Annotated in this window: 24 protein-coding genes; 10 read left to right on the forward strand and 14 right to left on the reverse strand. The window is 32.3% G+C overall.

What is annotated here, in order from left to right; all coding sequences use genetic code 11:
• Nucleotides 1-201: 201 nt before the first annotated feature.
• Nucleotides 202-756 (forward strand): hypothetical protein, encoded by a 555-nt coding sequence (locus KAOT1_RS13215; protein ID WP_007095323.1) that lies wholly within the window; start codon nucleotides 202-204, stop codon nucleotides 754-756.
• Nucleotides 757-872: 116 nt separating this feature from the next.
• Here the strand turns inward: KAOT1_RS13215 and KAOT1_RS13220 are convergent, their stop codons facing one another.
• The 4 genes from KAOT1_RS13220 to KAOT1_RS13235 form a co-directional block, all read right to left on the reverse strand.
• Nucleotides 873-3,236: a DUF2339 domain-containing protein gene (locus KAOT1_RS13220; protein ID WP_007095324.1), complete on the reverse strand. Its 2,364-nt coding sequence runs from the start codon at nucleotides 3,234-3,236 to the stop codon at nucleotides 873-875.
• A 327-nt stretch (nucleotides 3,237-3,563) separates the two neighbouring features.
• Nucleotides 3,564-5,105: a glycine--tRNA ligase gene (locus tag KAOT1_RS13225; protein ID WP_007095325.1), complete on the reverse strand. Its 1,542-nt coding sequence runs from the start codon at nucleotides 5,103-5,105 to the stop codon at nucleotides 3,564-3,566.
• A 36-nt stretch (nucleotides 5,106-5,141) separates the two neighbouring features.
• The gene (locus tag KAOT1_RS13230) at nucleotides 5,142-5,696 is read right to left on the reverse strand and encodes a class I SAM-dependent methyltransferase (protein ID WP_007095326.1); all 555 of its coding nucleotides are present in this window, start codon (nucleotides 5,694-5,696) and stop codon (nucleotides 5,142-5,144) included.
• A gap of 139 nt (nucleotides 5,697-5,835) precedes the next feature.
• Nucleotides 5,836-6,234 carry a hypothetical protein gene (locus KAOT1_RS13235; protein ID WP_007095327.1) on the reverse strand — a complete coding sequence of 133 codons (399 nt, stop codon included), beginning with the start codon at nucleotides 6,232-6,234 and terminating at the stop codon, nucleotides 5,836-5,838.
• Between the two features lie 52 nt (nucleotides 6,235-6,286).
• On the opposite strand from KAOT1_RS13235, the gene KAOT1_RS13240 reads away from it, so the two are divergent.
• Both KAOT1_RS13240 and KAOT1_RS13245 read left to right on the forward strand, forming a co-directional pair.
• Nucleotides 6,287-6,976, forward strand: coding sequence for a ComF family protein (locus KAOT1_RS13240; RefSeq protein ID WP_238528702.1), 690 nt, complete (start codon nucleotides 6,287-6,289; stop codon nucleotides 6,974-6,976).
• Nucleotides 6,977-7,036: 60 nt separating this feature from the next.
• On the forward strand, nucleotides 7,037-8,656 hold the full coding sequence (locus KAOT1_RS13245; RefSeq protein WP_007095329.1) for an Ig-like domain-containing protein: 1,620 nt from the start codon (nucleotides 7,037-7,039) through the stop codon (nucleotides 8,654-8,656).
• A 399-nt stretch (nucleotides 8,657-9,055) separates the two neighbouring features.
• On the opposite strand, the gene KAOT1_RS22035 is transcribed toward KAOT1_RS13245, so the two are convergent.
• Nucleotides 9,056-10,135: an AAA family ATPase gene (locus tag KAOT1_RS22035; protein ID WP_007095330.1), complete on the reverse strand. Its 1,080-nt coding sequence runs from the start codon at nucleotides 10,133-10,135 to the stop codon at nucleotides 9,056-9,058.
• A 99-nt stretch (nucleotides 10,136-10,234) separates the two neighbouring features.
• Entirely contained in the window at nucleotides 10,235-11,020 is a 786-nt protein-coding gene (locus tag KAOT1_RS13255; RefSeq protein ID WP_007095331.1) for an amidohydrolase, read from the reverse strand.
• A 202-nt stretch (nucleotides 11,021-11,222) separates the two neighbouring features.
• Between KAOT1_RS13255 and KAOT1_RS13260 the strand changes: the two genes are divergently transcribed.
• Nucleotides 11,223-11,420, forward strand: a complete 198-nt coding sequence (locus KAOT1_RS13260; RefSeq protein WP_007095332.1) for a hypothetical protein — start codon at nucleotides 11,223-11,225, stop codon at nucleotides 11,418-11,420.
• Between the two features lie 42 nt (nucleotides 11,421-11,462).
• Here the strand turns inward: KAOT1_RS13260 and KAOT1_RS13265 are convergent, their stop codons facing one another.
• Together KAOT1_RS13265 and KAOT1_RS13270 are read right to left on the reverse strand one after the other, a co-directional pair.
• The gene (locus KAOT1_RS13265; RefSeq protein ID WP_007095333.1) at nucleotides 11,463-12,161 is read right to left on the reverse strand and encodes a LytR/AlgR family response regulator transcription factor; all 699 of its coding nucleotides are present in this window, start codon (nucleotides 12,159-12,161) and stop codon (nucleotides 11,463-11,465) included.
• Nucleotides 12,158-13,126, reverse strand: coding sequence for a sensor histidine kinase (locus KAOT1_RS13270; protein WP_007095334.1), 969 nt, complete (start codon nucleotides 13,124-13,126; stop codon nucleotides 12,158-12,160). Before KAOT1_RS13270 ends, KAOT1_RS13265 begins: the two co-directional genes overlap by 4 nt.
• A 224-nt stretch (nucleotides 13,127-13,350) precedes the next feature.
• Here KAOT1_RS13270 and KAOT1_RS13275 point away from each other — a divergent pair, with 224 nt between their 5' ends.
• The 5 genes from KAOT1_RS13275 to KAOT1_RS23360 all read left to right on the forward strand — a co-directional run bounded on the left by KAOT1_RS13275 (nucleotide 13,351) and on the right by KAOT1_RS23360 (nucleotide 17,022).
• Entirely contained in the window at nucleotides 13,351-14,238 is an 888-nt protein-coding gene (locus KAOT1_RS13275; RefSeq protein WP_007095335.1) for a thioredoxin family protein, read from the forward strand.
• A 268-nt stretch (nucleotides 14,239-14,506) separates the two neighbouring features.
• Entirely contained in the window at nucleotides 14,507-16,201 is a 1,695-nt protein-coding gene (locus KAOT1_RS13280) for a helix-turn-helix domain-containing protein (RefSeq protein ID WP_007095336.1), read from the forward strand.
• Nucleotides 16,202-16,292: 91 nt separating this feature from the next.
• Nucleotides 16,293-16,457, forward strand: coding sequence for a hypothetical protein (locus tag KAOT1_RS22975; RefSeq protein WP_007095337.1), 165 nt, complete (start codon nucleotides 16,293-16,295; stop codon nucleotides 16,455-16,457).
• 209 nt (nucleotides 16,458-16,666) lie between these two features.
• The gene (locus tag KAOT1_RS23355; RefSeq protein ID WP_007095338.1) at nucleotides 16,667-16,828 is read left to right on the forward strand and encodes a class I lanthipeptide; all 162 of its coding nucleotides are present in this window, start codon (nucleotides 16,667-16,669) and stop codon (nucleotides 16,826-16,828) included.
• A gap of 38 nt (nucleotides 16,829-16,866) precedes the next feature.
• Nucleotides 16,867-17,022, forward strand: coding sequence for a hypothetical protein (locus KAOT1_RS23360; RefSeq protein WP_007095339.1), 156 nt, complete (start codon nucleotides 16,867-16,869; stop codon nucleotides 17,020-17,022).
• A 78-nt stretch (nucleotides 17,023-17,100) separates the two neighbouring features.
• On the opposite strand, the gene KAOT1_RS13285 is transcribed toward KAOT1_RS23360, so the two are convergent.
• The 4 genes from KAOT1_RS13285 to KAOT1_RS13300 form a co-directional block, all read right to left on the reverse strand.
• A complete protein-coding gene (locus KAOT1_RS13285) occupies nucleotides 17,101-18,243 on the reverse strand; it encodes a methionine aminotransferase (RefSeq protein WP_040560076.1) in 1,143 nt (380 codons plus the stop codon).
• A gap of 102 nt (nucleotides 18,244-18,345) precedes the next feature.
• A complete protein-coding gene (locus KAOT1_RS13290) occupies nucleotides 18,346-18,951 on the reverse strand; it encodes a hypothetical protein (protein ID WP_007095341.1) in 606 nt (201 codons plus the stop codon).
• Nucleotides 18,944-19,435, reverse strand: a complete 492-nt coding sequence (locus tag KAOT1_RS13295) for an RNA polymerase sigma factor (protein ID WP_007095342.1) — start codon at nucleotides 19,433-19,435, stop codon at nucleotides 18,944-18,946. The genes KAOT1_RS13290 and KAOT1_RS13295 overlap by 8 nt, the downstream gene beginning before the upstream one ends.
• A gap of 6 nt (nucleotides 19,436-19,441) precedes the next feature.
• A complete protein-coding gene (locus KAOT1_RS13300) occupies nucleotides 19,442-20,323 on the reverse strand; it encodes an alpha/beta fold hydrolase (RefSeq protein ID WP_007095343.1) in 882 nt (293 codons plus the stop codon).
• A 124-nt stretch (nucleotides 20,324-20,447) separates the two neighbouring features.
• Between KAOT1_RS13300 and KAOT1_RS13305 the strand changes: the two genes are divergently transcribed.
• Nucleotides 20,448-21,170, forward strand: a complete 723-nt coding sequence (locus KAOT1_RS13305) for a GldM family protein (RefSeq protein WP_157560130.1) — start codon at nucleotides 20,448-20,450, stop codon at nucleotides 21,168-21,170.
• A 241-nt stretch (nucleotides 21,171-21,411) separates the two neighbouring features.
• Here KAOT1_RS13305 and KAOT1_RS13310 read toward each other — a convergent pair whose 3' ends face one another.
• Nucleotides 21,412-21,936, reverse strand: coding sequence for a hypothetical protein (locus KAOT1_RS13310; protein ID WP_007095345.1), 525 nt, complete (start codon nucleotides 21,934-21,936; stop codon nucleotides 21,412-21,414).
• A 232-nt stretch (nucleotides 21,937-22,168) separates the two neighbouring features.
• A complete protein-coding gene (locus KAOT1_RS13315; RefSeq protein ID WP_007095346.1) occupies nucleotides 22,169-22,735 on the reverse strand; it encodes a hypothetical protein in 567 nt (188 codons plus the stop codon).
• Nucleotides 22,736-22,789: the final 54 nt, after the last annotated feature.

Here is a 22,789-nt window from a genome sequence, read left to right on the forward strand (position 1 = left end):
TGTTTAAAATTATTCTAAATAATAACGCAACCTTTTTTGACTTTTTGTATCTAGTAATGGTATAATTGTTGTGTAAACATGCAACATATATTACAAAAACCGTTAATTATGAAATATGCCATATCCATAGGCCATGTACATATGTATAGGATATTGGCAAATTCCATCTGACAGTATTAAATCATTAAAAAATCAAAACAGATGAAAAACAACCTTACTATTACATTACTCACATTATTCCTTTTGGTAGGATTTCAATCAAACGCACAAGAAACAACCGATTCAAACGATTTTTATGGCGTTGGAAATCGCGCCAACGAAATTCGTTTGGATGCTTTTGATGCCGCTTTCTTTTCTGCACTAGACTTTAGTTATGAACGTGTAAACGATAATGATTTTGGTTATGGAGCTTCCTTATTTATCAATTTAAGAAGTCCGGATGAAGATGCAGCTTATTATGAAAAAGTTGCCTTCACACCATTTTTCAGATTTTACTTTTTTAACAAAGAAGATTTTGGAGCCAAAGGACTTTTTGCAGAAGTATTTACAAAATTTGCTTCGGGCGACAATCCGGAAAAAGATTTTGACGAAGAATATTTTGATGCCGCACTCGGATTGGCAATTGGGAAAAAATGGGTCAATAAAAGAGGATTTATTTTTGAACTTTCGCTTGGTGGCGGACGAAATATCGGATTGGACGATAATGCTCCAGAATTCACTTTTAGAGGTGGATTTTCAATAGGATATAGATTTTAAAAAAAGCAAACATTATATATTAAAAGCGGAAAAAGCCTATTGTTCTTGGTAATTTACAATAGGCTTTTTTTTATAACGAAGTGATTTAAACTTCTAGGATTTAAGTGAATCTCCTTTTACAATTCTTCAAATATTTTGTTCTTGTATTTGTTGTAGAGAAATGAAATGATTAATAATAACACACCGAGCGACACAAAAACAATCGTTTTAGAAATGGTAGATAAGTGCGCAATATCGTAAAAGAATAGTTTTACCAATGTGATACCAAAAAGTATAATTGCACCAATTCGCAAGTATCTTTTTTGCTTCCAAATTCCCAAACTGATTATAAATAAAGAGTAGATTCCCCATAAAATGCTCAGTCCGAGTTTGTAGGTTCTTTCGCTTGAATTTAAATCAATATAATGAATGAGTTCGCTACTCAAAATTGCCAAGAGTACAAAATGTACAAAACATTCAAAAATAATGTTTACTTCTTGTTTGATGAATTTCTGGCGAATGTGTTTGTATGAAATTACCAAAAGTAACGCTACAAAGGCAAACGAAATATACCTAAAGCCAATAGATCCTGAACCAACTTCAAAGTAACCATTCATATACATAGTACGCAATGATCTGAGCGTGTACAATCCTTCTACTAAAAATGCCAAAATAGTAAATAGACTTATTGCAATGACGACTTCTCCCAACAATTTATTTTTTATCTTTTTTATGTTGATAAAAGACAGTATTGCTAAAAATAGGAATGTATAATTATAATTCCAAAGTGTTTTAAATTTTAGTAATGCTTCGTTTTTCTCAATTCCATAAGCTGATTCAGAGACATCACCCGAATTTATATAAGCCAAGTTCCAATATGCATGAATTTCTATTCTAAATGCAAAATAAGTGGCAATAATTAAAATTCCAGGCAACACAAACGATAGCATTTCTTTTACCGATTCTGAGAGCTTTAATGGTGAAGTATATTTTTTGTCAAAGAATAGTTTCGTGATAAAGCCAAATCCAGCAATGAAAAACAGCGAACTCACAAAATTCATATTGAATAGTGGTGTTATATTGAAGTCATTTGCGTGCGAATATTCGCTTGGATATAAGGTTGTCCAATCTTCAATAACACTTAAAAAAGCCAGTAACAGCAATGGATACGAAAGCTTTTCATAGATTGAAATGTTTTTGGTGCGTCCAATCCAAAAAAGTATGGCAGCTTCCAAAATCCAGAGCATTGTTACCCAATTTCCATCCAATTCTACAGGAATAGCAATGGTAATGAATGTAATTGCAAAACCAACTATTAAGTAAATTAGCTTTTTATCAATGTCTTTTTGTTTGAATAAAAACAACGCGATGATTCCGTGTATCAATGCATTTATAACTGTGAAAAGTCCTAAATAATTTTGTCCTACTTCGTGATGATCTAGTATAAAATATCCAATTGAGTAGAAAAGAAATGTATTGAACATCAATAATAAGATATCTATGCGCGAATATGTTTCTTTTCGAAGCACTTTATATAGCAACAACATTGTATAAAATATGGCAAAAAATATGGTCAAAAACGTCAATGCGATGCCAAAATGTATTGCTATTTTATATTCAAATACGTACCAAGAAAAGTATGTTAACCACGTAAGTACAAAAGCTGAACAGTATAATAATTTCCAGTATTTTTTGTAGGATATGACTAAAATTCCGATGTTGATAATGGTAATATATGAGAATAAAACCAACACATTTCCTGAGTCGTTACTCAGTAAAAAAGGAATTGCATACGCACCTACCAAACCAATATGTGCAATAACTTGCCTGTTGTAATGAATTGCTGTGACGACACCAAATACGGTAAATATTACCATCATTATAAAAGCTGGTATTTGCGGAATGATTCCGTAAAAACTATGTGCTGCATATGTAATAAAATACATGACAGCAATAGCTCCGCTGACCAAAACGGCACTGTAATTTTCATAATCTTTTTTTAATTTGATACCAAAACCTAACAATGTTATTCCGCTTATATATCCTAAAATAATTCGTGTTAACGGACTTATCAAATCGTTTTCAATAGAATATTTTACACCGATAGAAACACCAATAATCGTGATAAGAATTCCTATTTTATTGAGTAAATTTTCTCCGATAAATTTTTCTATATTCGACTCCTTTACTGGTTTGTTTGGAATCTCTTGCGCCACATATTGTGGTGTTTCTGCTACAACTTTTGATTCTTGATGTATTGGAGTTGGTGTTGCAGCTTTTTCAGAAACTGTAGAAGAATCTTCAGGAATTTGTGTTGCTTCTTCTGAAACTATTGTCTGATTTTCAACAGACATTTCTGCAATATCTTCCCATTTTTTTGCTTTGAGTTCTTCTAACTGTTTTCGCAACTCTACAATTTCTCTGGTAAACTCATACTGCTTTTGCGCCAAAATGTCAATTCGTGCCGAAAGCTGTATGATGCGTTCGTTGTGTTCTTTCATACTTTTTGTTGATTGATTGTGTATGCTTTCACTTATTCTTTGAAGATAAGCACTTCGTCGCAAATATGAAGAATGTCATGCAGTTTTTAAATTAATTTTTTTCGTAAAAAGGATGATATTTTTAATAAAAAATAATCTCAAAACACTAACAATCAGTATTTAACATTAAATAAAAAAGCTGATATTATTAGTAATTATATAAAATTTAATCATAAAAAAAAGCTGTATTAAAAGTCAAATTTCTATCAAACTGAACCAGATTCAGCATGACGTTTGTACTAACTTTTATGACAGCTTCTTGTATTTTGTATGCTACTTTTTAAGAGGTTACATTCTCATCAACCAAGCACGCATATCTACTTCTTTGTTGATAATTCCGCGTACATCTTCAATTTTTACGCGTTGTTGTTCCATGGTATCTCTGTGACGAATGGTTACCATATTATCTTCTAAAGTATCATGATCTACGGTAATACAAAATGGTGTTCCTGCGGCATCTTGTCTACGGTAACGACGTCCAACAGCATCTTTTTCATCATAAATAACGTTAAAATCAAACTTTAAATCATCTACAATTTTACGTGCAATTTCTGGCAAACCATCTCTTTTTATTAATGGTAAAACCGCCGCTTTTGTTGGTGCTAATACGGCTGGCAGTCGCAATACAACACGCTCTGAACCATCTTCTAACGTTTCGTTTATTAATGAATTTGAAAATACCGCCAAAAACATACGATCTAGTCCAATAGATGTTTCTACTACGTAAGGAACGTAACTTTCTTTGCTTTCATGATCGAAGTATTGTAGTTTTTTACCTGAAAATTCTTCATGCTGACTCAAATCGAAATCTGTACGTGAATGAATTCCTTCCAATTCTTTAAAACCAAACGGAAATTTGAATTCAATATCTGCGGCAGCGTCTGCATAATGTGCTAGTTTTTCATGATCGTGAAAACGATAATTGTCTTCGCCCATTCCTAATGACAAATGCCATTTCATGCGGTTTTCTTTCCATTGCTCATACCATTCTTGTTGCGTTCCTGGCTTTACAAAGAATTGCATTTCCATTTGTTCAAATTCTCGTTGTCTGAATATAAATTGACGTGCTACGATTTCGTTACGGAAGGCTTTTCCTGTTTGTGCGATTCCGAAAGGAATTTTCATACGTCCCGTTTTTTGCACGTTTAAGAAATTTACAAAAATTCCTTGTGCCGTTTCTGGTCGTAAATACAAGTCCATTGCCGTATCTGCGGAAGCACCCAATTTTGTACCAAACATCAAATTGAATTGCTTCACTTCTGTCCAGTTTTTAGAACCTGTCATCGGATCTGCAATTTCCAATTCTTCAATCAATGCTTTTACATCGGCTAAGTCTTCATTTTCCAATGATTTTCCTAAGCGCGAAAGAATGGAATTTATTTTTTCTTGATAGCCTAACACACGTCCGTTTGTGGAAAGAAATTCTTCTTTATTGAATGCATCTCCAAAGCGTTTTGCTGCTTTTTTGACTTCTTTTTCAATTTTACTTTCAATTTTAGCACAATAATCTTCTACTAAAACATCGGCGCGATACCGCTTTTTTGAATCTTTGTTATCAATTAAAGGATCATTAAACGCGTCTACGTGGCCAGAAGCTTTCCAAGTGGTTGGATGCATTAATATTGCAGCATCAATCCCTACAATATTTTCATGCATTTGCACCATTGCTTTCCACCAATAGTCGCGAATATTTTTCTTTAACTCTACTCCATTTTGAGCATAATCGTATACAGCACTTAAACCGTCATAAATTTCACTTGATTGAAATATGTATCCGTATTCTTTTGCGTGCGATACTACCTTCTTAAATTGATCGTCTTGTTTTGCCATGGCGCAAATATAAAACGTTTGTGTATCAGCTACAAGCTATTTTTGCGCGATGTATACAAAAGCTGGTGGAATGTTGAATGCTTCAAACGATAATCGGACGTTATCGTTGAAAACTTCTTTGAGTTTTTTGTAGTATGTAAGACTGTATTGATATTGTACAAATAAGCTATTATCTATCATTGCATCATACGCATTGTCTAAGATTTTATCACTTATTTCCGTTGGAATATTAGTGAGTGGTAAGCTTGAAATAATGCAATCTGCTTTGTCGTAACCATGTTTTTTTAGGACTGAAGCCACATCTTCCGCAGAAACTTTTTCTATGATGAATTGCGAATGCTTTATTTTTTCTAAAGATTGAAAAAACTTGTCATTGATTTCAAAAGCAATCAATTTTGTATGTGGTTGAATTCTTTTTAAAATCTCTTTGGTGATGATTCCATTTCCAGGACCAAATTCTACGATTACTTTTACAGAAGAAAAGTCAATATTATTCACAATTCTTCGAGATAGAAAGCGTGAACTTGGAAAAATTGTTCCTGAAGTTTTGATATCGCGTATGGCTTCTCTAAAAAATTTTAACCTATCCAAACGAGGAGATTTTAATGCTTGATGATGAATTTTTAATATTATGCGAAGTAAAGAAAATAATCAGAATTTACGATGCTTTTTTTAAACGATTCTTTTTCTTTTTTTGGAAAGAATGTTAAAAGTGTTGCAAAACCCTTGCTTAGTACGTCGTATTTATAGCTCCAGCAGACATTCCTTTGTGAAATGTTTCTTGTAAACGATGATTATTTTTTCTGAGTTCAAGCATTTTTCTTCTGTACTCTATAATAGATTCGTAATCTAAAACTGTACTTTTTAAGTTATCTAGTAGTTTTTCTGCTTTTTCTTTTTCCACATTGATTTCGTCAGCATTTAGGGTATGATGATTTGCAATGTGTGAGTAACTCTTAATGATTACGGTTAATTCTTCTTCTACCAATACTTTTTCATGTTCTAAGTAATCATTTTTCTGTCTGTTATCTTTATAATTGAAAACAGAAATGAGCACCATAGATACCGTCATTGCACCAAGTGCAATTAGCAATATTTTTTGAATGGTATCTTTTGTCGCTCGACTCATAAAAAAGTAGTATTTTTAAATATAATTCTGTTAAAAAAATTAACGTTTCCGATTGGCAAATATATTAAATAATATTCTTTCATCCTTTTTTCCTGCAATTTGCTTGGGTTGTAATGATAAATTAATGCATCAAGAACAGCACATTTGCACTAAATGCCATCACAATTTGCCATTTACAGATTTCCACAAATACCCTAAAAATCCTGTGATAGACACTTTTTACGGACGTGTTGCTATTAAAAATGCCACAGCACTATTCCACTACAAAAAGAATGGAATGGTACAACAACTATTACATCAATTAAAATATAAAGGACGACAAGAAGTTGGAGATATTCTTGGAAAATTGCTCGGTCAACAGTTACAAAATGAAGCTTCATACAGTAGTGTAGATTTTATTATTCCTGTTCCTTTACACAAAAAAAGATTCCGAAAACGTGGTTATAATCAAGTAACAACTTTTGGGCTACAACTCGCCAATCATTTAAACGCTATATATCTTGAAGACATTCTTATCAAAGTAAATAATACTAAAACGCAGGCTTTTAAAAAACGAGCTGCGCGTTGGTTGACTACACAACATTCTTTTGAAATTACAGATACCGAAAAATTAGCAAACACACATATATTATTAGTAGATGATGTTATTACTACAGGAGCTACTTTGGAAGCCTGTGCCAATGCGCTCAAAAAAATACCAAATATTACCATTAGTGTGGCAACTATGTCAATAGCAAGTTAAAACCTTCGCAAGTACCAAAAATAATTAGTTAATTTGTATCGCATTATTTTACCTCAGTTAATGAAACAACGTTATATATATTTTTCTTTAGTCGCTGTATTGTTTTTGTCTTTGTGCAATTGTGCAAAACGTGGAACACCAACTGGTGGGCCACCAGATAAATCACCACCAAAAATTGTAAAGGCGCAACCAGAAGAATTCAGTACAAATTTTGATAAAAAGCGAATTCGAATTTATTTTAATGAATATATTAAGGTAAAAGATATTCAGAAACAGTTGATTATTTCGCCACCAATTAAGGAAGGTGGATACATTATTTATCCGCAAGGAAGCGCGAGTAAGTATATTGACATTCAAATTTTAGATACATTACAGAAAAACACTACGTATTCATTTAATTTTGGACAAAGTATTGTTGATAATAATGAAGATAATCCATACGATTATTTTAAATATGTGTTTTCTACAGGTCCGTACATTGATTCGTTAGAAGTTGGCGGAACTATTAAAGATGCACTTAAAAGAGGGCCAGAAAAGTTTGTGTCTGTCATGTTGTATGAAGTAGATTCTACGTATACAGATTCTGCCGTTTACAAGAAAGAACCAACCTATATTACGAATACTTTAGATAGTTTGAAGGAGTTTAAACTGTCTAATTTGCGTGCAGGAACTTATAAAATGATAGCGTTGAAAGATGTTTCTAACAATTATAAATTTAATCCTTTGATAGATAAGATTGGATATGTGGAAGAAGAAGTGACAATTCCGACAGATTCTATGTATGAGATTACGTTGTTTAAGGAAATTCCAACATTTAAAGCAACGCGTCCAGCACAGGTTTCTAAGAATATGATTGATTTTGGATATGAAGGTAAGGTAGATAGCATGAAAATCACAATCAACTCAGAAGTAGCAGATAATTTCCGTTTTAAAACTACACGCCATCCTGAAAAAGATACATTGCGTTATTGGTTTGAGAACTTAAAACCAGAAACTGATTCGTTATTGTTTACCGTTTCCAAAGGTTCTTACAGCAAAGATTTTACTGTAAAGTTGAAAGATAAAATTGAGAAAGATTCCATGAAACTTTCTGTTAATTATCGCGGTGTTATTCCGCCAAACGGCGATTTTAAAGTGGCTTCAAACACACCAATTGTAGCTGTAGACGATAGCTTTATTTCAATTCAGAATAAAGATTCTATTCCTGTAGAATTTACGTCTAAATTTAATGAAAACAACAATAGTTTGGATTTGTTTTTTGAGAAAAAGGAAAGCCAACGTTACAACATTAAAATGTTACCAAAAACGATCACCGATTTTTACGGTCAGGTGAATGATACACTTTCATACACGCTCACAACCAAAGAGAATAAAGAATATGGAAACATCCGATTGAGCTATCTTGACAAAGAATTTCCAGTGATTATCCAAGTTGTTAATGAGAAGCTAGAAGTGATTGCTGAAGAATACGTAACTGAGCCAAAACCGTATAGTGAATTTCCGTATATCGATCCGCAGTTTGTGTATTTCCGAGTGGTGTATGACACGAATAAAAATGGCAAATGGGACACGGGAAATTATTTGAAAAAGATTCAGCCAGAAACTATCAAATATTTTCCTGGAAAACAGGAAGTCAGAGCCAATTGGGATGTTATTGAGGATTTGGTTAATTTGAAATAGTTTTTTTTATTAGATGTTAGACCGCTCCGCTGTTAGATGTTAGATCGCTTCACTTCGACAAGCTCAGTGTTAACGCTTTTAGATTCGCTTTGCTGAATTAAAGGACTCAAGGTTTCTTTCTTACACTTTTTAGTCGATTTGGTATGTTGGTAAAGGTTTGAAAATTTACAACATTGTGAAACGTCTTCATTGCGAGAGTTTTGAAAAACTTGTATCAATCTTCTACTTCAAATACTAAGATCATTTTTTAACATACAGATTACTTTACTATCGCTCGTAAAGACCTATCAATGTACAATTTTAAAGGAGTTATTTTTTGAAATGAAAAGTATTAAACACAATTCAAACTGTTTTATGAAACTTCATTAGCAAATTATCACATTTTCAAATTGAAAAAATCTAATTAAAGCCAATTTTTCGGTTGCTTGTTTGTCTAAAATTTTTGTTTTGATAGTTAAAAATATCCGCCAATGTCATAGCTGTGGTGATTTCTTCGTGATTTAAATCGCTTAAAAGTTTATTCGCTTTTTCTTTAGCCAATGCTTTGAATTCGTAATATGCAATCATGCGTCCTTTTCGCAATAAAGCCGTATCAATTTTGTTGATGCTTGTGTTGAACGTACAGATGATTTTGATGTTTAAATAATCACTAAACAATCCATCTGTTAGTTGTAAAATAGTAGAAACGACCGAACTTTCATTTTTCTGTTCTCGGCTCGTCAATACCTTTTCTGCGTCTTCTATAATAAGGATTGAATTTTGATGCTTTAGTAAGAACGAAATAAAATCAGGATGCAGTAATTCGTTTACAAATTCGTTCTGAATAAATATAAAGTTCTTTTTCGGATATTTGGTAATCAAACTTTTAATGTACGATGTTTTTCCTGTTCCGGGAATTCCATGTAGTAAAATAAGTCCCGCCTTTTCTACAGATAAGGAAGCTTCTATCGTATCATTTACAACGACAAAATCGTCGTTATACATGGTTTGTATGTCACATTCAAAATCGTCAGTTCGTACATCTTCCGTAAAGAAACTATGATTATTTCTTGATAATACTTTAAACACGGGCGTTCTGTCCAATCCAAAAGTAGTTCGCAAGGTATGATTGGTATCAATTACCCACTTTTCAAGAGTCGCATCTGAATTGTCATAATAAAATTCGACATTGAGTTCATCATGCTCTAATGTCAGCCAAATGAGTAATTTTTTCTTGTTGTTTTTTAGGAAGTATTGAAATGGAAAATCTTTAGAAAAATCAGCATTTTTAGCATCTTCCGTATTCCAGTTTTTAAAAATAACTTCTAGTTCTTGAGACTTGAAATCAATGGTTTCTATGACAGCTTCCATGTTTTCTTTCGTTTCTTCAAGTGGCGTTTTCAGGCTTAGAATTGAAGCTATTTTGTCAAAACAAATAATGTAATAGGAGTTTTTATCAAAATCGCCGTAGGAGTCAAATGAATCGATTAATTCTGCCATGATATCTTTTAAATTAAATTTTAGTGAATGTCTTCATCCTAACTTTTCTATGTTAAAAGAAAGTCAAAATTAAGGTGAATTTTGATCGCTATAAAAGTATTAAGAATTTAGGCTAAAAACATCTTTATCATCCAAAAACTTCAATTTATTTCGATAGGTTGCAATGTGCGTTTTGGTTAAAGTTACAATTTCGGTTTCTTCTTTACTTGGCGTGATGTTGGTCAATTTTTCTCCCAAAACATCATAAGCTGCTGAATGTCCGCAGTATTCATGCGAATTTGCATCAAGTCCCACTCTATTTACACCAATACAATAACTCATATTTTCAATAGCGCGCGCTTTTAATAACGCATCCCAAGCGTTTACACGTGGTTTTGGCCAATTGGCAACGTAAATCAACACATCATAATTTTCTACATTTCGTGCCCAAACGGGAAAACGCAAATCGTAGCAAATCAGCGGACAAATTTTCCAACCTTTGTAATGGATAATATTTTTTTCTGTTCCAGCTTTGTAAACTTTATGTTCGCCAGCAAGTGTAAATGTATGTTTCTTATCGTAGGTTTCAATTTCGCCAGAAGGCAATACAAATACAGAGCGATTGTAATAGTTTCCATTTTCGGAAATTACCAAACTTCCTGTAATGGCAGTGTTTTTAGCTTTTGCTAATTTTTTAATCCAAGAGATGGTTTCTCCTTCCATGGTTTCTGCTACATTTTCAGGATTCATGGTAAAACCAGATGTAAACATTTCGGGCAACACCATCATATCAACCATTTCTGTGATCGCATTTATTTTTTCTGCTAATTGAATTCTGTTTTGCAAAGGATCTTCCCAAATTAAATTGGTTTGAATGAGTGCTATTTTGAGTTCTTGGTTTTGCATGTATGTTGGTATGTTGGTATGTTGGTATGTTGGTATGTTGGTATGTTGGTATGAAATTACGAAAAATATACACATTGGGTTATATATGAAAAACTACTTTTATTATTTTATTGATAGTTTATAAACCCTCAATTGCATTTCTTTTAAGAATCATCTTTTTTGCTTCTCTTTAAAAAATTATTAATCATAAAAATAAAACATTATGAAGAAAAAAAATGTAAACTCATTGAAACTTAACAAAAAATCAATCTCTAATTTTGAATCAAATTTAATTGGTGGACACGGCTGGACAGCTGGAGAAGATTGCTACAAAGGTTCTCAACCACCTTGGAGCGATTGCGGACCTTGTTACTCTATAGGAATTTGTTCCTCTGGAGACACACCTCAAAATCCGTGGTAAGATTTACTTGAAAGCGAATTTCGATTCGCTTTTTTTATACTTTTAAGTTATATCCAACACTTCAAAAAGCTTTGCTTTAAAAGTCCTACCTATAGGAATGCGCTTGTCGTGAATATAGACTTCATTTCCTGTAATTTTATCAACGTGATCTTTGTTAATGACAAACGATTTGTGAATTTGAATGAATTGCTGTTCAGGAAGTTTTTCTTTCCAAGTTCGCAATGCGCCAATAAAAGATAACTTTTGTTGTTTGCTGACTAAGGTAAGATAGTTTCGTTCAGATTCGACATAAAAAATATCCTGAAATTGAATTTTATAAAAGGTTTTGTCAACGTTTAAGAATAGTGTTTCTGGACTTAACTTTTCAATAGGCTTCTCAACAGTTTTTGTTTGTAAACGCTGCGTTTTTTGGATGGCTTTTAGGAAACGTTCCAAAGAAAAAGGTTTTACCAAATAATCAATAATGGTTTCAAACTCAAAACTTTCAACCGCGTAATCAGGATATGCCGTTGTCATAATAATCGTTGGCGGATTTTTGAGCGTTCGCAGGAAACTCAAACCAGAAATATCTGGCAGATTGATGTCTAGAAAAATTAAATCAATTTTTTCAGAATTTAAGATATCATACGCTTTCAACGCAGCATTAAACGTTCCGCGAAGTTCTAGATACGACACTTTTTCAATGTAACTTTTCAGAATACGTTGCGCAGGAATTTCATCTTCTATAATGATACAGTTCATGACAAATTTAATTTTAAAGTGACTATATATAGCTTTCCGTGATTAAAAGTCAGTTCGTATTTATTTTTATAAATCAACTCCAATCGCTTTTTTAAATTTTGCAAGCCAATTTGTTGGTTTTTTCTAGATTTTGCTTCATCACATTCATTCGCGCAAATACAAGTTAAAACACCATTAGAGACTACAATATGGATATCAATAGTTGTATTCATCACGCTATGCTTAAAAGCATTTTCTATCAAGGTAATTAGTAGTAACGGTGCAATTTTGTAGTTATGATCTAGAATGTCTTTTTTATATGAAATTGTTTTGATGCCTTCCGTACGAATTTCTTGAAATTTGATATAATTGTCTATAAATTCTAATTCTTTTTCCAGCGAAACAAAGGTTGCATTGCTTTCATACAATACGTGTTTTAGGTTGTTGGACAACATCAAAATTAACTCTGGAACTTGTGCGGGTTTCTCTAAAGAATACGAATAAATAGTGTTTAAATTGTTGAATAACACATGCGGATTGATCTGCGATTTTAAGAATTTCAACTCCATTTCCGTATGTTTCTGCTTGATTGCTTCAACTTCGTCCTTCTTTTCTAAATAGCGAAACAACATCCAAATAAAGGAGAAAAAAATGATTGGCACAATGGTTTGCCACACGTAATCGGACAAGCATTTTGCTACACTACAACCACATTGCGCAAAGACATTACAGTACAATTGTGTTGCTAAAAAACTAATCACTGCGATGATAAGAATGTACAACGTATACCATTTTTTCTTTTCAAAATATGGCAACATTACAAAGTCGTTTGCATACACAATGACGACTAAAATAGACAGGTATTGTAGAAACGGATTTTCTGCCCAATAATAATCTGAAAAGTAAAATAATGAGACAAAAATGAACAAACTCCAAAATAAAATATGGATCAGGATTTTAGAAATTTTATAATTAAAAAAGTTCATTTCGGCATTTTTACAAGCGTTTAAAGTACTAAGAAACCCAGAATTGGTCAAATATAAGCGGATAAAATACAGGCTTTGTTATACAAACTTCCATTTATTGTATAAGAACTACATTTTTTTAAAATTTACCGTTTGTAGAGGTATTTACGCTGATTGTAAACTTATTTAGCATGTCTTTTTTGTTTGATTGAGTTTTGAAATATCAATTTAAAATCAACCAAAAAATGAACAAACTATTTATTTTCACGCTTATCATTTTGAGTGTGCAACTTGTACTTTCTCAAGAACCAAATCAAGTGACAAAAGATGCACGAGGTCGCGATATGATGTTGGGCAAAATCACCAAAGAAGGTTTTACTGAAAATTCTTTTAATTCATGGTTTTCAACGAATTACGAAGCATATCAACCTGATGCAATCATCACAAAGAAACTTCAGCGGAAGCTTAAAAAATATAACATTACTATTTTTATGGGCACTTGGTGTGGTGACAGCAAACGGGAAGTTCCAAGGTTTTACAAAGTGTTGGAAGCAGCTAGTTTCCCTGAAAGCAAATTACAAGTCATCGGATTGAACAATGCGCGATCAGCATACAAACAAGGTCCAAATGGCGAAGAAAAAGGATTGAATATTCATCGTGTTCCAACTTTTATTGTGTATAATAAAAAAGGAAAAGAAATTGGTCGTATTGTAGAACATCCTGTAGAAAGTTTGGAAGCCGATTTGCTAAAGATTGTTAGACGAAAATCATACGAACACAATTATTTAGTTGTCACAAAACTAAACGATCTGTTTGAGAAAAAAGGCACTGAATATGTTGCAAATAATACTGAAAAAGTAGTTTCAAAATTGCAGAAACATTCTGAGAGTTTAAAAGAACTAAATACGTATGGTTACGTGTTGCTTCGCGCAAAAGCGTATCAAAAAGCAATTGCAGTTTTTACGATAAACACACAATTATTCCCAGAAAGTAAAAATGGCTATGATAGTTTGGCAGAAGCCTATTTTACAGTAGAAGATTATAAGAATGCCCAAAAATATTACGCAAAAGTATTGGAATTAGACGCCAACGACACAAACGCTAAAACCATGCTTGCAAAAATGAAAAAGTGATTACCTAAACGTAAAGTTTGTTTAGAAAAGCAGCGCGTCTCCTTATGAGATTGTCGTTGCTTTTCGCTTTTTGGGCAACTATGTTTTGTCAGGAATTTGTCATACATTTAAAGTCTTAAAAAAGAATATAAAGCGATACTCTTGTATGAATTATTAGTAATTTTAAAGTGTTGAGTGTTTCTTTTTATAAAATTTGATTGAAAATCACCTGCCATAGTTTTTCAAACACTTTTATCATTGTTGATTAAGCCAGACGTCAAATCCATTTATGAAATTTTTGTTCCCTAAGTTTTTAGTATGTTTAGTAGTATGTATAAGCGCATCTTTTGCAACGGCTCAAGAAATGCCTAAAGATGCTTCTAATGAAGAAATTTTTGACTTTATCATTCAACACAAATATTCCAATCCAGAACTTTCAAAGAAATACGCTCGTATTTTAGTTGCCAAAAGTAAAAAAGAACAAGACAGTATTTACCTTTTTAATGCGTATGCTCAATGTTGTAAAATTTCTAATATTGAGGGAAATTATGAATTGGCAATCCAACATTGTGATTCTGCCATTACCACAGCAAAAGCATTAAATAATAAGCGGTTTTTGGTAGAAGTCTACCTTACCAAAGGCAACGCAATTGTTTTTCTTGGAGATAATAAAAAAGCTCTTGAAAATTACCTTTATGCGTTAGATATAACAAAAGAACTGAATGCTATTGACTTTGAAATTGTGACCAATGCCAATATTGCCAAAATTAAAAGGCGTATGGGTTTTTATGAAGAAGCGCTTTCCATTTATAAAAAAAATACCTTACTCGCTGAGCAAAATGACTTTGAGAATAAAATGATTCTCATCAATTCTTATATGGGCGTTGGCGGTACTTTTTTACGCTTACAACAACCAGATTCCACACTTATATACTCAGAAAAAGGATTGCAAAAAAGCTTGGCAATTAACGATTTGGAAGGTGTCAGTTATTTTTATATTGATATTGGAATTGCGCATTTTATCAAAGGAAATTTTAAAACTGCAATTGAATATTTACAGAAAGCGGAAAAAATTACCAAAGGACTCAACAATCAAAATCGATTGACGGAAATATATTATTATATCGGGAAATCTTATTTTGAATTGGAAAAGTATGAAGAAACGATTTCTTTTCTCAAAAAGGTAGAAACAATTGTAGAGGAAAACAATGAGAAAAAAGATATCGTTTACAATCCGCCAGAATTGTTGGGAACGTATTTAACGCTTTCCAAAGTTTATGAACTTACCGATAAACGCGACTTATTTTTGGAGTATACTTCAAAGTACTTACAATTGAGAGACTCCAACGAGAATCAAGATATTAAAGTGATAAAAGAATTGTATGAAACGGTAAAAAAAGAAAATAATTCACTTTCTTCACGAGCTTCCACATTACAAAACCGACTTGTGTACGTACTCTTGTTTAGCATTTTTGTAGTTGGATTGTGCGCGTATTTCTTCTATAAATTTTTAAAAGCCAAAAAGCAGAATAAAATTATCTTTGACAAATTGGTCTCTAAAGTAAATACACAAAAAGTAGAAAAACCAAAACCTGAATTTAACATTGAAGACAAAAAAGTAGCCGCTATTTTAGAGCGTTTGGACAAACTAGAAGAATCTTTATTTTTTCTTAATAGCAATTGTACTTTGCAAACGTTGGCTAAAAAAGTAAAGACCAACACCAACTATTTATCGAAAATCATTAATAAATATAAACAAAAAAAGTTTTACGAATATTTGAACGATCTGCGTATTCAATATGTATTAAAACGATTGAATGAAGATCCTAAGTTTCGCAAATATTCTATTAAGCATATTGCAGAAGAAATAGGATATAAAAGCACCAATTCATTTACAAAATACTTTAAAGCGTCTACCAAACTTTATCCTTCGTATTACATTAAAAATCTTGAAAGTACAGATGAAAATAATACATCAAATTAGATAATTTGAGGTTTATCCATATTCCGATTTTAACATATTCGATTGTAAATAGACTATCTTTCATTTTAAAATCTAACTAAAAAACTTAATTATGAAAGTACAGCGTTTACAAAAGATGCAGTTGAAAAAAGCAACAATTTCTCGAATTACTAAATTGACTTCAACACTCATCAAAGGTGGAACTCGCCCTGGAGATCCAACTCATTTTCCAAATACAGGACGAGAAACGCATTGTGCAGATGTTGTCTGTTATTAGCATTCACAAAAACATGATACTCTTTTAAAAAAAACCGAAAGCTTACAACTTTCGGTTTTCTTTTAACATTTAAAATAGTCTTTTAGAGTTCTTCCTCAAATTGACCAAAATTTAATGTACTTGCGCTACCGTTGTTTTTATGTGTGGATTTCTAATGATATATTAAGATCAGAAAAAAAATATTTGTTAACCAAAAATTTAGTTTTTACATGAAAACTCAAAAATTAAAATCATTAAAATTAGTAAAAGCGTCCATCGCAAATTTAGACAAGCAAACGCAGAAAGAAGTTGTTGGAGGACGTACACGTGCTTGGACAGATTGTAACAGCATCAATTATTCTATGTGTGCAACATCTTGCCACGCACACTAATCAATACATTAAATTAGTAACCTAAAAATTAAAGAACCATGAAAACTCAAAAAACAAAATCATTAAAATTAGTAAAGGCTTCAATCGCAAATTTAGACAAGCAAACATCACAAGAAATTGTTGGTGGAGCAACTGGTATTGGAGATTGCCACAGTAGAACATCTTTATGTATTACTTCTTGTCACGTACATTAAGAAATCCAATATGCTGAATAATTTATTTAGATAACGAATAGGCTCTTGTTTTGCAAGAGTCTTTTTTTATGAAGTAATTTAAACTTTATTGAGAATTTCCGCAGCATCAGCCAATGTTTTTTCCGTTTTAGCAAAGCAGAAACGCAACAATTTATGATCTTCTTTATTGGTGTTGAATACCGAAAGCGGAATGGACGCAATTTTGTGTTCTCGCGTTAATCTTTTAGCAAATTCAGTATCTAATTCGTCTGTGATATGTTCATAAGATAACACTTGAAAATACGTTCCTTGTGATGGTTTCCATGTGAAACGCGAATCTTTAATTGCATTTAAAAAGAAATCACGCTTTTCTTGAAAAAATGCAGGCAATTGCAGATAATTTTCTGGAATTTTTAAATACTTCCCAATAGCAATTTGCGTCGGATGATGCACTGAAAACACATTAAACTGATGTACTTTTTTAAACTCATTCATCAATTCTTTTGGTGCTACACAATAGCCAATGCGCCAACCTGTATTGTGAAATGTTTTCCCAAAAGAAGCTGTAATAAATGTACGTTCGGCGAGTTTTGGAAACAATGCTGCACTTTGATGTTTTTCGCCATCAAATACTATATGTTCGTATACTTCATCACTGAGTAAAATGATGTTTGTATTTTCTAAAATTGACGCTAATTCTAACATATCAGCTTTTGATAACACGGTTCCACTCGGATTGTGCGGCGTATTAATAATCATCAATTTAGTTTTACTATTGATTTTGCTTCGCACTTCATTCCAATCCATTTCAAATTCTTTTCCTTTTAGCTGAATTGGCACTACTTTTCCACCGTGAACTTCTACCGCAGGCGCATAACAATCGTACGCAGGTGTAAAAATAATCACCTCATCATTTGGTCGAACAAACGCACTTATAATCGTATAAATAGCTTCTGTAGCGCCAACTGTAACCACAACTTCCGTCTCCGGACAATACTTTTTTTGATATAAATATTCCATCTTTTCAGCGATGGCTTCCCTCAAAATCATTGCGCCTGGCATTGGCGCATATTGGTTGTAGTTTTCCCGCAACGCTTGCTGCACCATTTCAATGAGTTTTGGATCGGAAGGAAAATTTGGAAATCCTTGTGATAGATTGATCGCGTTTTCCTTTGCCGCCAATTGACTCATTACTGTAAAAATTGTGGTGCCTACGTTGGGAAGTTTGGATGTATGTTGAATCATTTTGGATGTCGGGTTTTTGGTCGCTTCGCTTTTGGTTGTTGGGCTTTCAAAATACAAACTCTTCAGTTTATAAACACATAAAATATGTCTAAAAATAGTTTAAAAAGTTTCTAAAATTTCTTCTAGACTTTTAATGATTGGATCTATTTCTTTGCTATTCTTTTTTTGTTTTTTACGTACTACAATAAATCCTACCACAAATAACCAAACAAAGGTTAATCCGTATGCAATCATTTTAAACTGCAAGCTTGTTTCGTACAATACATCTTGATAATAAATCGTCATTCCTACAGCTAACAACACCAAATATACTGGCATAAAGAAGTTGGTAATCCATTTAAAATAACGTAGCTTTTTCAACATTTTTGTTGCAAATGCTTTCATGTTTTCGGAAATATCGTTGGGCGTTCTCCAAAATAACACACGATACCACATCATTGCTATAGTAGTGGTTAAAAGTATGAACATAAATGTCAATCCTATATAAAAATTATCTGAACGTTCTTTCAGTGGATTTTCATTCCATAACCAAATAAATACGGCAAATACCGCTGCAAATGAAAGACTCATCAAGAGATTTCCAAAAACTATTTTTTGTTGTAGTTTTTTGAGTTTTCCAAATAATGAATCGCTCACTTTTTTACGTTCAGTGTTGTCTGTAGCAATCGATTTCCAATCGTTTACCATGTCGTTAAAATCATTCATTATTGTATATTTTTAAAAGTCGTTTTTTGATTCTGTTAATTCGCACACCGACATTATTGGCTTCAATTCCGATAATGTCTGCAATTTCTTTGTAACTTAATTCTTCTAAGACCAAACTGATAATTAAGCGTTCGTCTTTTTTGAGTTTTTGCACACATTTCATTAGCTTGTTTACACGATTTTCCTGCGCTTGTCGTTCTGTATTAATGGCTTCTTCAAATGTATCTGGCAATTCGCTATTAAATAGTTTGACGTGCTTTTTGCTGTTTCGATTGAAAGTAATCGTGGTATTTAATGTGACACGATAGAGCCAAGTGGTGAGTTTTGCGTTTCCTTTGAACTTTTTAAGTCCATTCCAAACGTTTATCAATACTTCTTGATACAAATCATCTACCAATTCTTTTTCGTAGAGATACGCGAGACAAATTCGATATATTTTGTCTTTGTGATGTGTGATGATTTCCTGAAAATATTCTTCTCGCATTGTCTATTAGTTCGGTTTGATAAAGTTTGAAACTTCTCTAAAAAACACCGTCGGATTGTCGAGCATGATAAAATGTTCTGCTTCGTCAATAATTTTTAGCGTACAAGAAGTACAATTTTTATATTGTTCTTGGTACATTTTTTCTTTTTCGGCTCGTGTAAAGTTAGGAAATTGTGGCAAAGGTTTGTTCCAGTTTGTTAATATGAGCGTTGGTGTTTTGAGTTTTGCTAAATCGTCACGCAAATCATTACTCATCATTTCAAACATCGTATAGCCAAGTGTTTTACGATCTGATTTTGCAGCATCTTTCAAGACAAAATCGAGATTTTCTTTATTGCGCATCATTCCGCCTAACGATTGTTTTAAGGTATTTCTGAGTGTGACACTATCCATAGGCATGTACATTTGTTTGAGTGTTCCGTAAGTAGATTTCACTACTTCTTCTGTCGCTTGCGGATTGTACGCTCCTGCAAGAAATGGCAAACTGTCTACAATGATAATTTTAGATACTAGCGTTTCATCTTCAAGTGCAATAAGCAAACTTGTAAATCCGCCAATACTGTGACCAACTAAAACGCTGTTTTTGGTTTTATGTTTCTTGATGTATGCAATCAATTTTGTTTTGACTTCTTCCAGAATCGTTTCTGAGGCAATCGGTTTTACACCGCCAAAACCTGCCAATGTAAACACGTGAATTTCATACGTGTTTTTGTATTTTTCTACAGTTTCGTTCCACACATTTCCCGAACAGGATAATCCAGGAATTAAAAACATCGTTTCGCCTTTTCCGTGAACGTTAACTTGAAAAGCTGGTGTTTTTGTGTCTTCTTGCGCTGTCATTTCCGCGAGAACAAAAAATAAGATAAATGTGGATAGTATTGTTTTCATCATTTTGAGTTTTTTCATTTCCCTTTTAGTACAAGCTTGCGTTATTTATTACAGTTTTACTTTGAAAAAAATTGAAATAAAACTCTTTGTTTGTACGTTTCTATTAGTAAAACAAATCTTTTCCATGAAATACGAACTTCTTTTTTTTAGTGTATTGTTTTCTATTTTATTGATGAGTTGCACTTCTGAAGAACATACTTCTTATCAAAAATTAAAAGCAGAAAATCAATCACTTAGAGATTCACTTGCCATGTTTCAACAACTTTCTACAATGAAATCAGAAGCCATTGTTGAACTCGAAAGGATGAATATTGTATATCGTGGCGTGGAGAATCACGTGAAAATTGCTGTACCAAATGCACTTAACTTTTCTGTGATGGCACCAGGTTTGAAACTTAAAGAAAATGGTCATTATGTATTGCGCCCAACCACAGGAAATGAAGTTACGTTTCATATTGTTGCAGAGATGCGAAATGGAGAACAGTTAAAATTTGAGAAGGTTTTTAGAATTCATGAAATTGGAAGCGGAAGAATTGCTGTAAATGATATAAAATATAAAGATGATTTGATTAGACTTACCAAAAATGACATTAAAAAAAGTTATTTTTCTCTGTACATAGGAAATTATTTACCATATAAACTTCAAAAAGTAATTGGATTTACTGTACTATTTCCGAAAAGAAAAAACGTTATAGTAAATGGTAATAGCTTTTCTGAGAAAGCACAAAAAACGCTAGATGAAATGTCTATTGGCGATACAATTTATATTTCAAGTGTTAAAGGTTATGTATCTTCTAATGCTAGAATTTGTAAGATTACTCCATTAGGAATAGAAATTAAAGATTGATCGTTTATGCTTTTAAATACGATACGCCTTTGCGAGAAAGTATGACGAAGCAATCATTTTATTCATATTACACACTTATTATTTGAAAAAACAGATTGCCACACGTTTTTTAAAACGTTCGTAATGACGTTTCTTATGATAATGTATTGATTTTGCAACTGTTCTCGATAGCTCTATTGAGCACAGTCGAAATACTATTTTTCTACATTTTATTCCAAAAAATCACTAACGGTTTGATCTGTCAATTCACATTTTTCTTATCCAACACTTCAATGATAAGTTCTTTTAAAACTTCATTTTCTACTTTGTTGATGTAAATCGCTTGGAATTTGTTTCGAAAAGCTTGAATTTTATGCGTACTCACATTTTTGATGCGCAGATTTCGCGCCACTTCATCCCAAATTTTAAGTAATTTTCCAATGAGTTTTCTGTTGGATTCAAATTGCAATTGCAATTGGCGAAGCGTGCTTTTTGTGTAATTTATAAATAGTGGCATTCCGGCAAGTTTTTGCATGGAAGCATTCATAAAACGTTGAATTTCCTGTTCATTTTGAAAAGAAAAGAAGCGATATCGGTCTTCTGTATTACATTTTTTACAAGCAACAATAGCAAAAGTATCTTTGATAAGTTTGGTACAATCGTACGAAGATTCATAGTAAATTTCCAAACCCAAGTTGGTGTTAATTATCAAAACCTCATCACGTAATAGTTCCGCCAAAAAGTTTTTTAAAATAGCAACTTCCTGATGCGAAATCAGAAGTTGCATTTTATGATGCTTTTCGTTGATATGAAGATATTTTAACGTCATTTACTTAACAAATTCTAAATTAACACATTGGCAATTGAAAATGTGTTAAAGTAAATTGTTTGGTATAATGTACATATAAGGAAAATCTATTTTACTCTTTTTAAGACACATAGACACTGAGAACCGCAGTGATTATTATGGCAATTCTCAGTGTAATATGTAATTCTTTCAAATTGAGCAAACAATCAAATTAATTTACATGATTGCGATCTAAAGCTTCAGTAATCAATTTTTTTAATACTTGATCTTTTAAATTTTTGATGTAAATGTCTTGAAAGTTGCCTTGAAGCGCTTGAATTTTTTGAATACTTACATTGTTAATATGTAAGTTTTGAGTTACTTCATTCCATATGTCAGACAATTTTCCGATGAGTTTTTTGTTAGACTCATACTGTAATTTTAATTGACTTAACATACTTTTGGTATAACTAAGAAATAATGGAGTTTCAGCTACTTGTTCAATAGAATCATCTATAAAACGCTGAATTTCATCTTCATTTTGAAAAGAGACAAACTGAAAACTATCATCGCCATCATATTTTTCACTGATAATAATAGCAAGCACTTCTTTGATGATGTTTGTACAATCGTTTGAAGATTGATAGTAAATTTCCAATCCTAGATTGGTGTTAATAATTAAAACTTCGTCACGTATTAATTCCGTTAGAAATTTTTTCAACATATTGACTTGCTTTTGAGATATGAGCAGTTCTTGCGTCTGCACTTTCTCGTTGATGTGGAGGTATTTGAGTTCCATCGACTAAAAAATTATGCAATTAGAGTTTAGGGGACTTTTATAGGGAAATAAAAG

The organism is Kordia algicida OT-1, from assembly GCF_000154725.1.
Taxonomy (GTDB): domain Bacteria; phylum Bacteroidota; class Bacteroidia; order Flavobacteriales; family Flavobacteriaceae; genus Kordia; species Kordia algicida.

Coding starts and splice junctions, on each gene's coding strand:
- KAOT1_RS13215 (WP_007095323.1), top strand. CDS start 202: ATGAAAAACAACCTTACTATTACATTACTCACATTATTCCTTTTGGTA.
- KAOT1_RS13220 (WP_007095324.1), bottom strand. CDS start 3,236: ATGAAAGAACACAACGAACGCATCATACAGCTTTCGGCACGAATTGAC.
- KAOT1_RS13225 (WP_007095325.1), bottom strand. CDS start 5,105: ATGGCAAAACAAGACGATCAATTTAAGAAGGTAGTATCGCACGCAAAA.
- KAOT1_RS13235 (WP_007095327.1), bottom strand. CDS start 6,234: ATGAGTCGAGCGACAAAAGATACCATTCAAAAAATATTGCTAATTGCA.
- KAOT1_RS13245 (WP_007095329.1), top strand. CDS start 7,037: ATGAAACAACGTTATATATATTTTTCTTTAGTCGCTGTATTGTTTTTG.
- KAOT1_RS22035 (WP_007095330.1), bottom strand. CDS start 10,135: ATGGCAGAATTAATCGATTCATTTGACTCCTACGGCGATTTTGATAAA.
- KAOT1_RS13255 (WP_007095331.1), bottom strand. CDS start 11,020: ATGCAAAACCAAGAACTCAAAATAGCACTCATTCAAACCAATTTAATT.
- KAOT1_RS13260 (WP_007095332.1), top strand. CDS start 11,223: ATGAAGAAAAAAAATGTAAACTCATTGAAACTTAACAAAAAATCAATC.
- KAOT1_RS13265 (WP_007095333.1), bottom strand. CDS start 12,161: ATGAACTGTATCATTATAGAAGATGAAATTCCTGCGCAACGTATTCTG.
- KAOT1_RS13270 (WP_007095334.1), bottom strand. CDS start 13,126: ATGAACTTTTTTAATTATAAAATTTCTAAAATCCTGATCCATATTTTA.
- KAOT1_RS13275 (WP_007095335.1), top strand. CDS start 13,351: ATGAACAAACTATTTATTTTCACGCTTATCATTTTGAGTGTGCAACTT.
- KAOT1_RS13280 (WP_007095336.1), top strand. CDS start 14,507: ATGAAATTTTTGTTCCCTAAGTTTTTAGTATGTTTAGTAGTATGTATA.
- KAOT1_RS22975 (WP_007095337.1), top strand. CDS start 16,293: ATGAAAGTACAGCGTTTACAAAAGATGCAGTTGAAAAAAGCAACAATT.
- KAOT1_RS23355 (WP_007095338.1), top strand. CDS start 16,667: ATGAAAACTCAAAAATTAAAATCATTAAAATTAGTAAAAGCGTCCATC.
- KAOT1_RS23360 (WP_007095339.1), top strand. CDS start 16,867: ATGAAAACTCAAAAAACAAAATCATTAAAATTAGTAAAGGCTTCAATC.
- KAOT1_RS13290 (WP_007095341.1), bottom strand. CDS start 18,951: ATGAATGATTTTAACGACATGGTAAACGATTGGAAATCGATTGCTACA.
- KAOT1_RS13295 (WP_007095342.1), bottom strand. CDS start 19,435: ATGCGAGAAGAATATTTTCAGGAAATCATCACACATCACAAAGACAAA.
- KAOT1_RS13300 (WP_007095343.1), bottom strand. CDS start 20,323: ATGAAAACAATACTATCCACATTTATCTTATTTTTTGTTCTCGCGGAA.
- KAOT1_RS13305 (WP_157560130.1), top strand. CDS start 20,448: ATGAAATACGAACTTCTTTTTTTTAGTGTATTGTTTTCTATTTTATTG.
- KAOT1_RS13310 (WP_007095345.1), bottom strand. CDS start 21,936: ATGCAACTTCTGATTTCGCATCAGGAAGTTGCTATTTTAAAAAACTTT.
- KAOT1_RS13315 (WP_007095346.1), bottom strand. CDS start 22,735: ATGGAACTCAAATACCTCCACATCAACGAGAAAGTGCAGACGCAAGAA.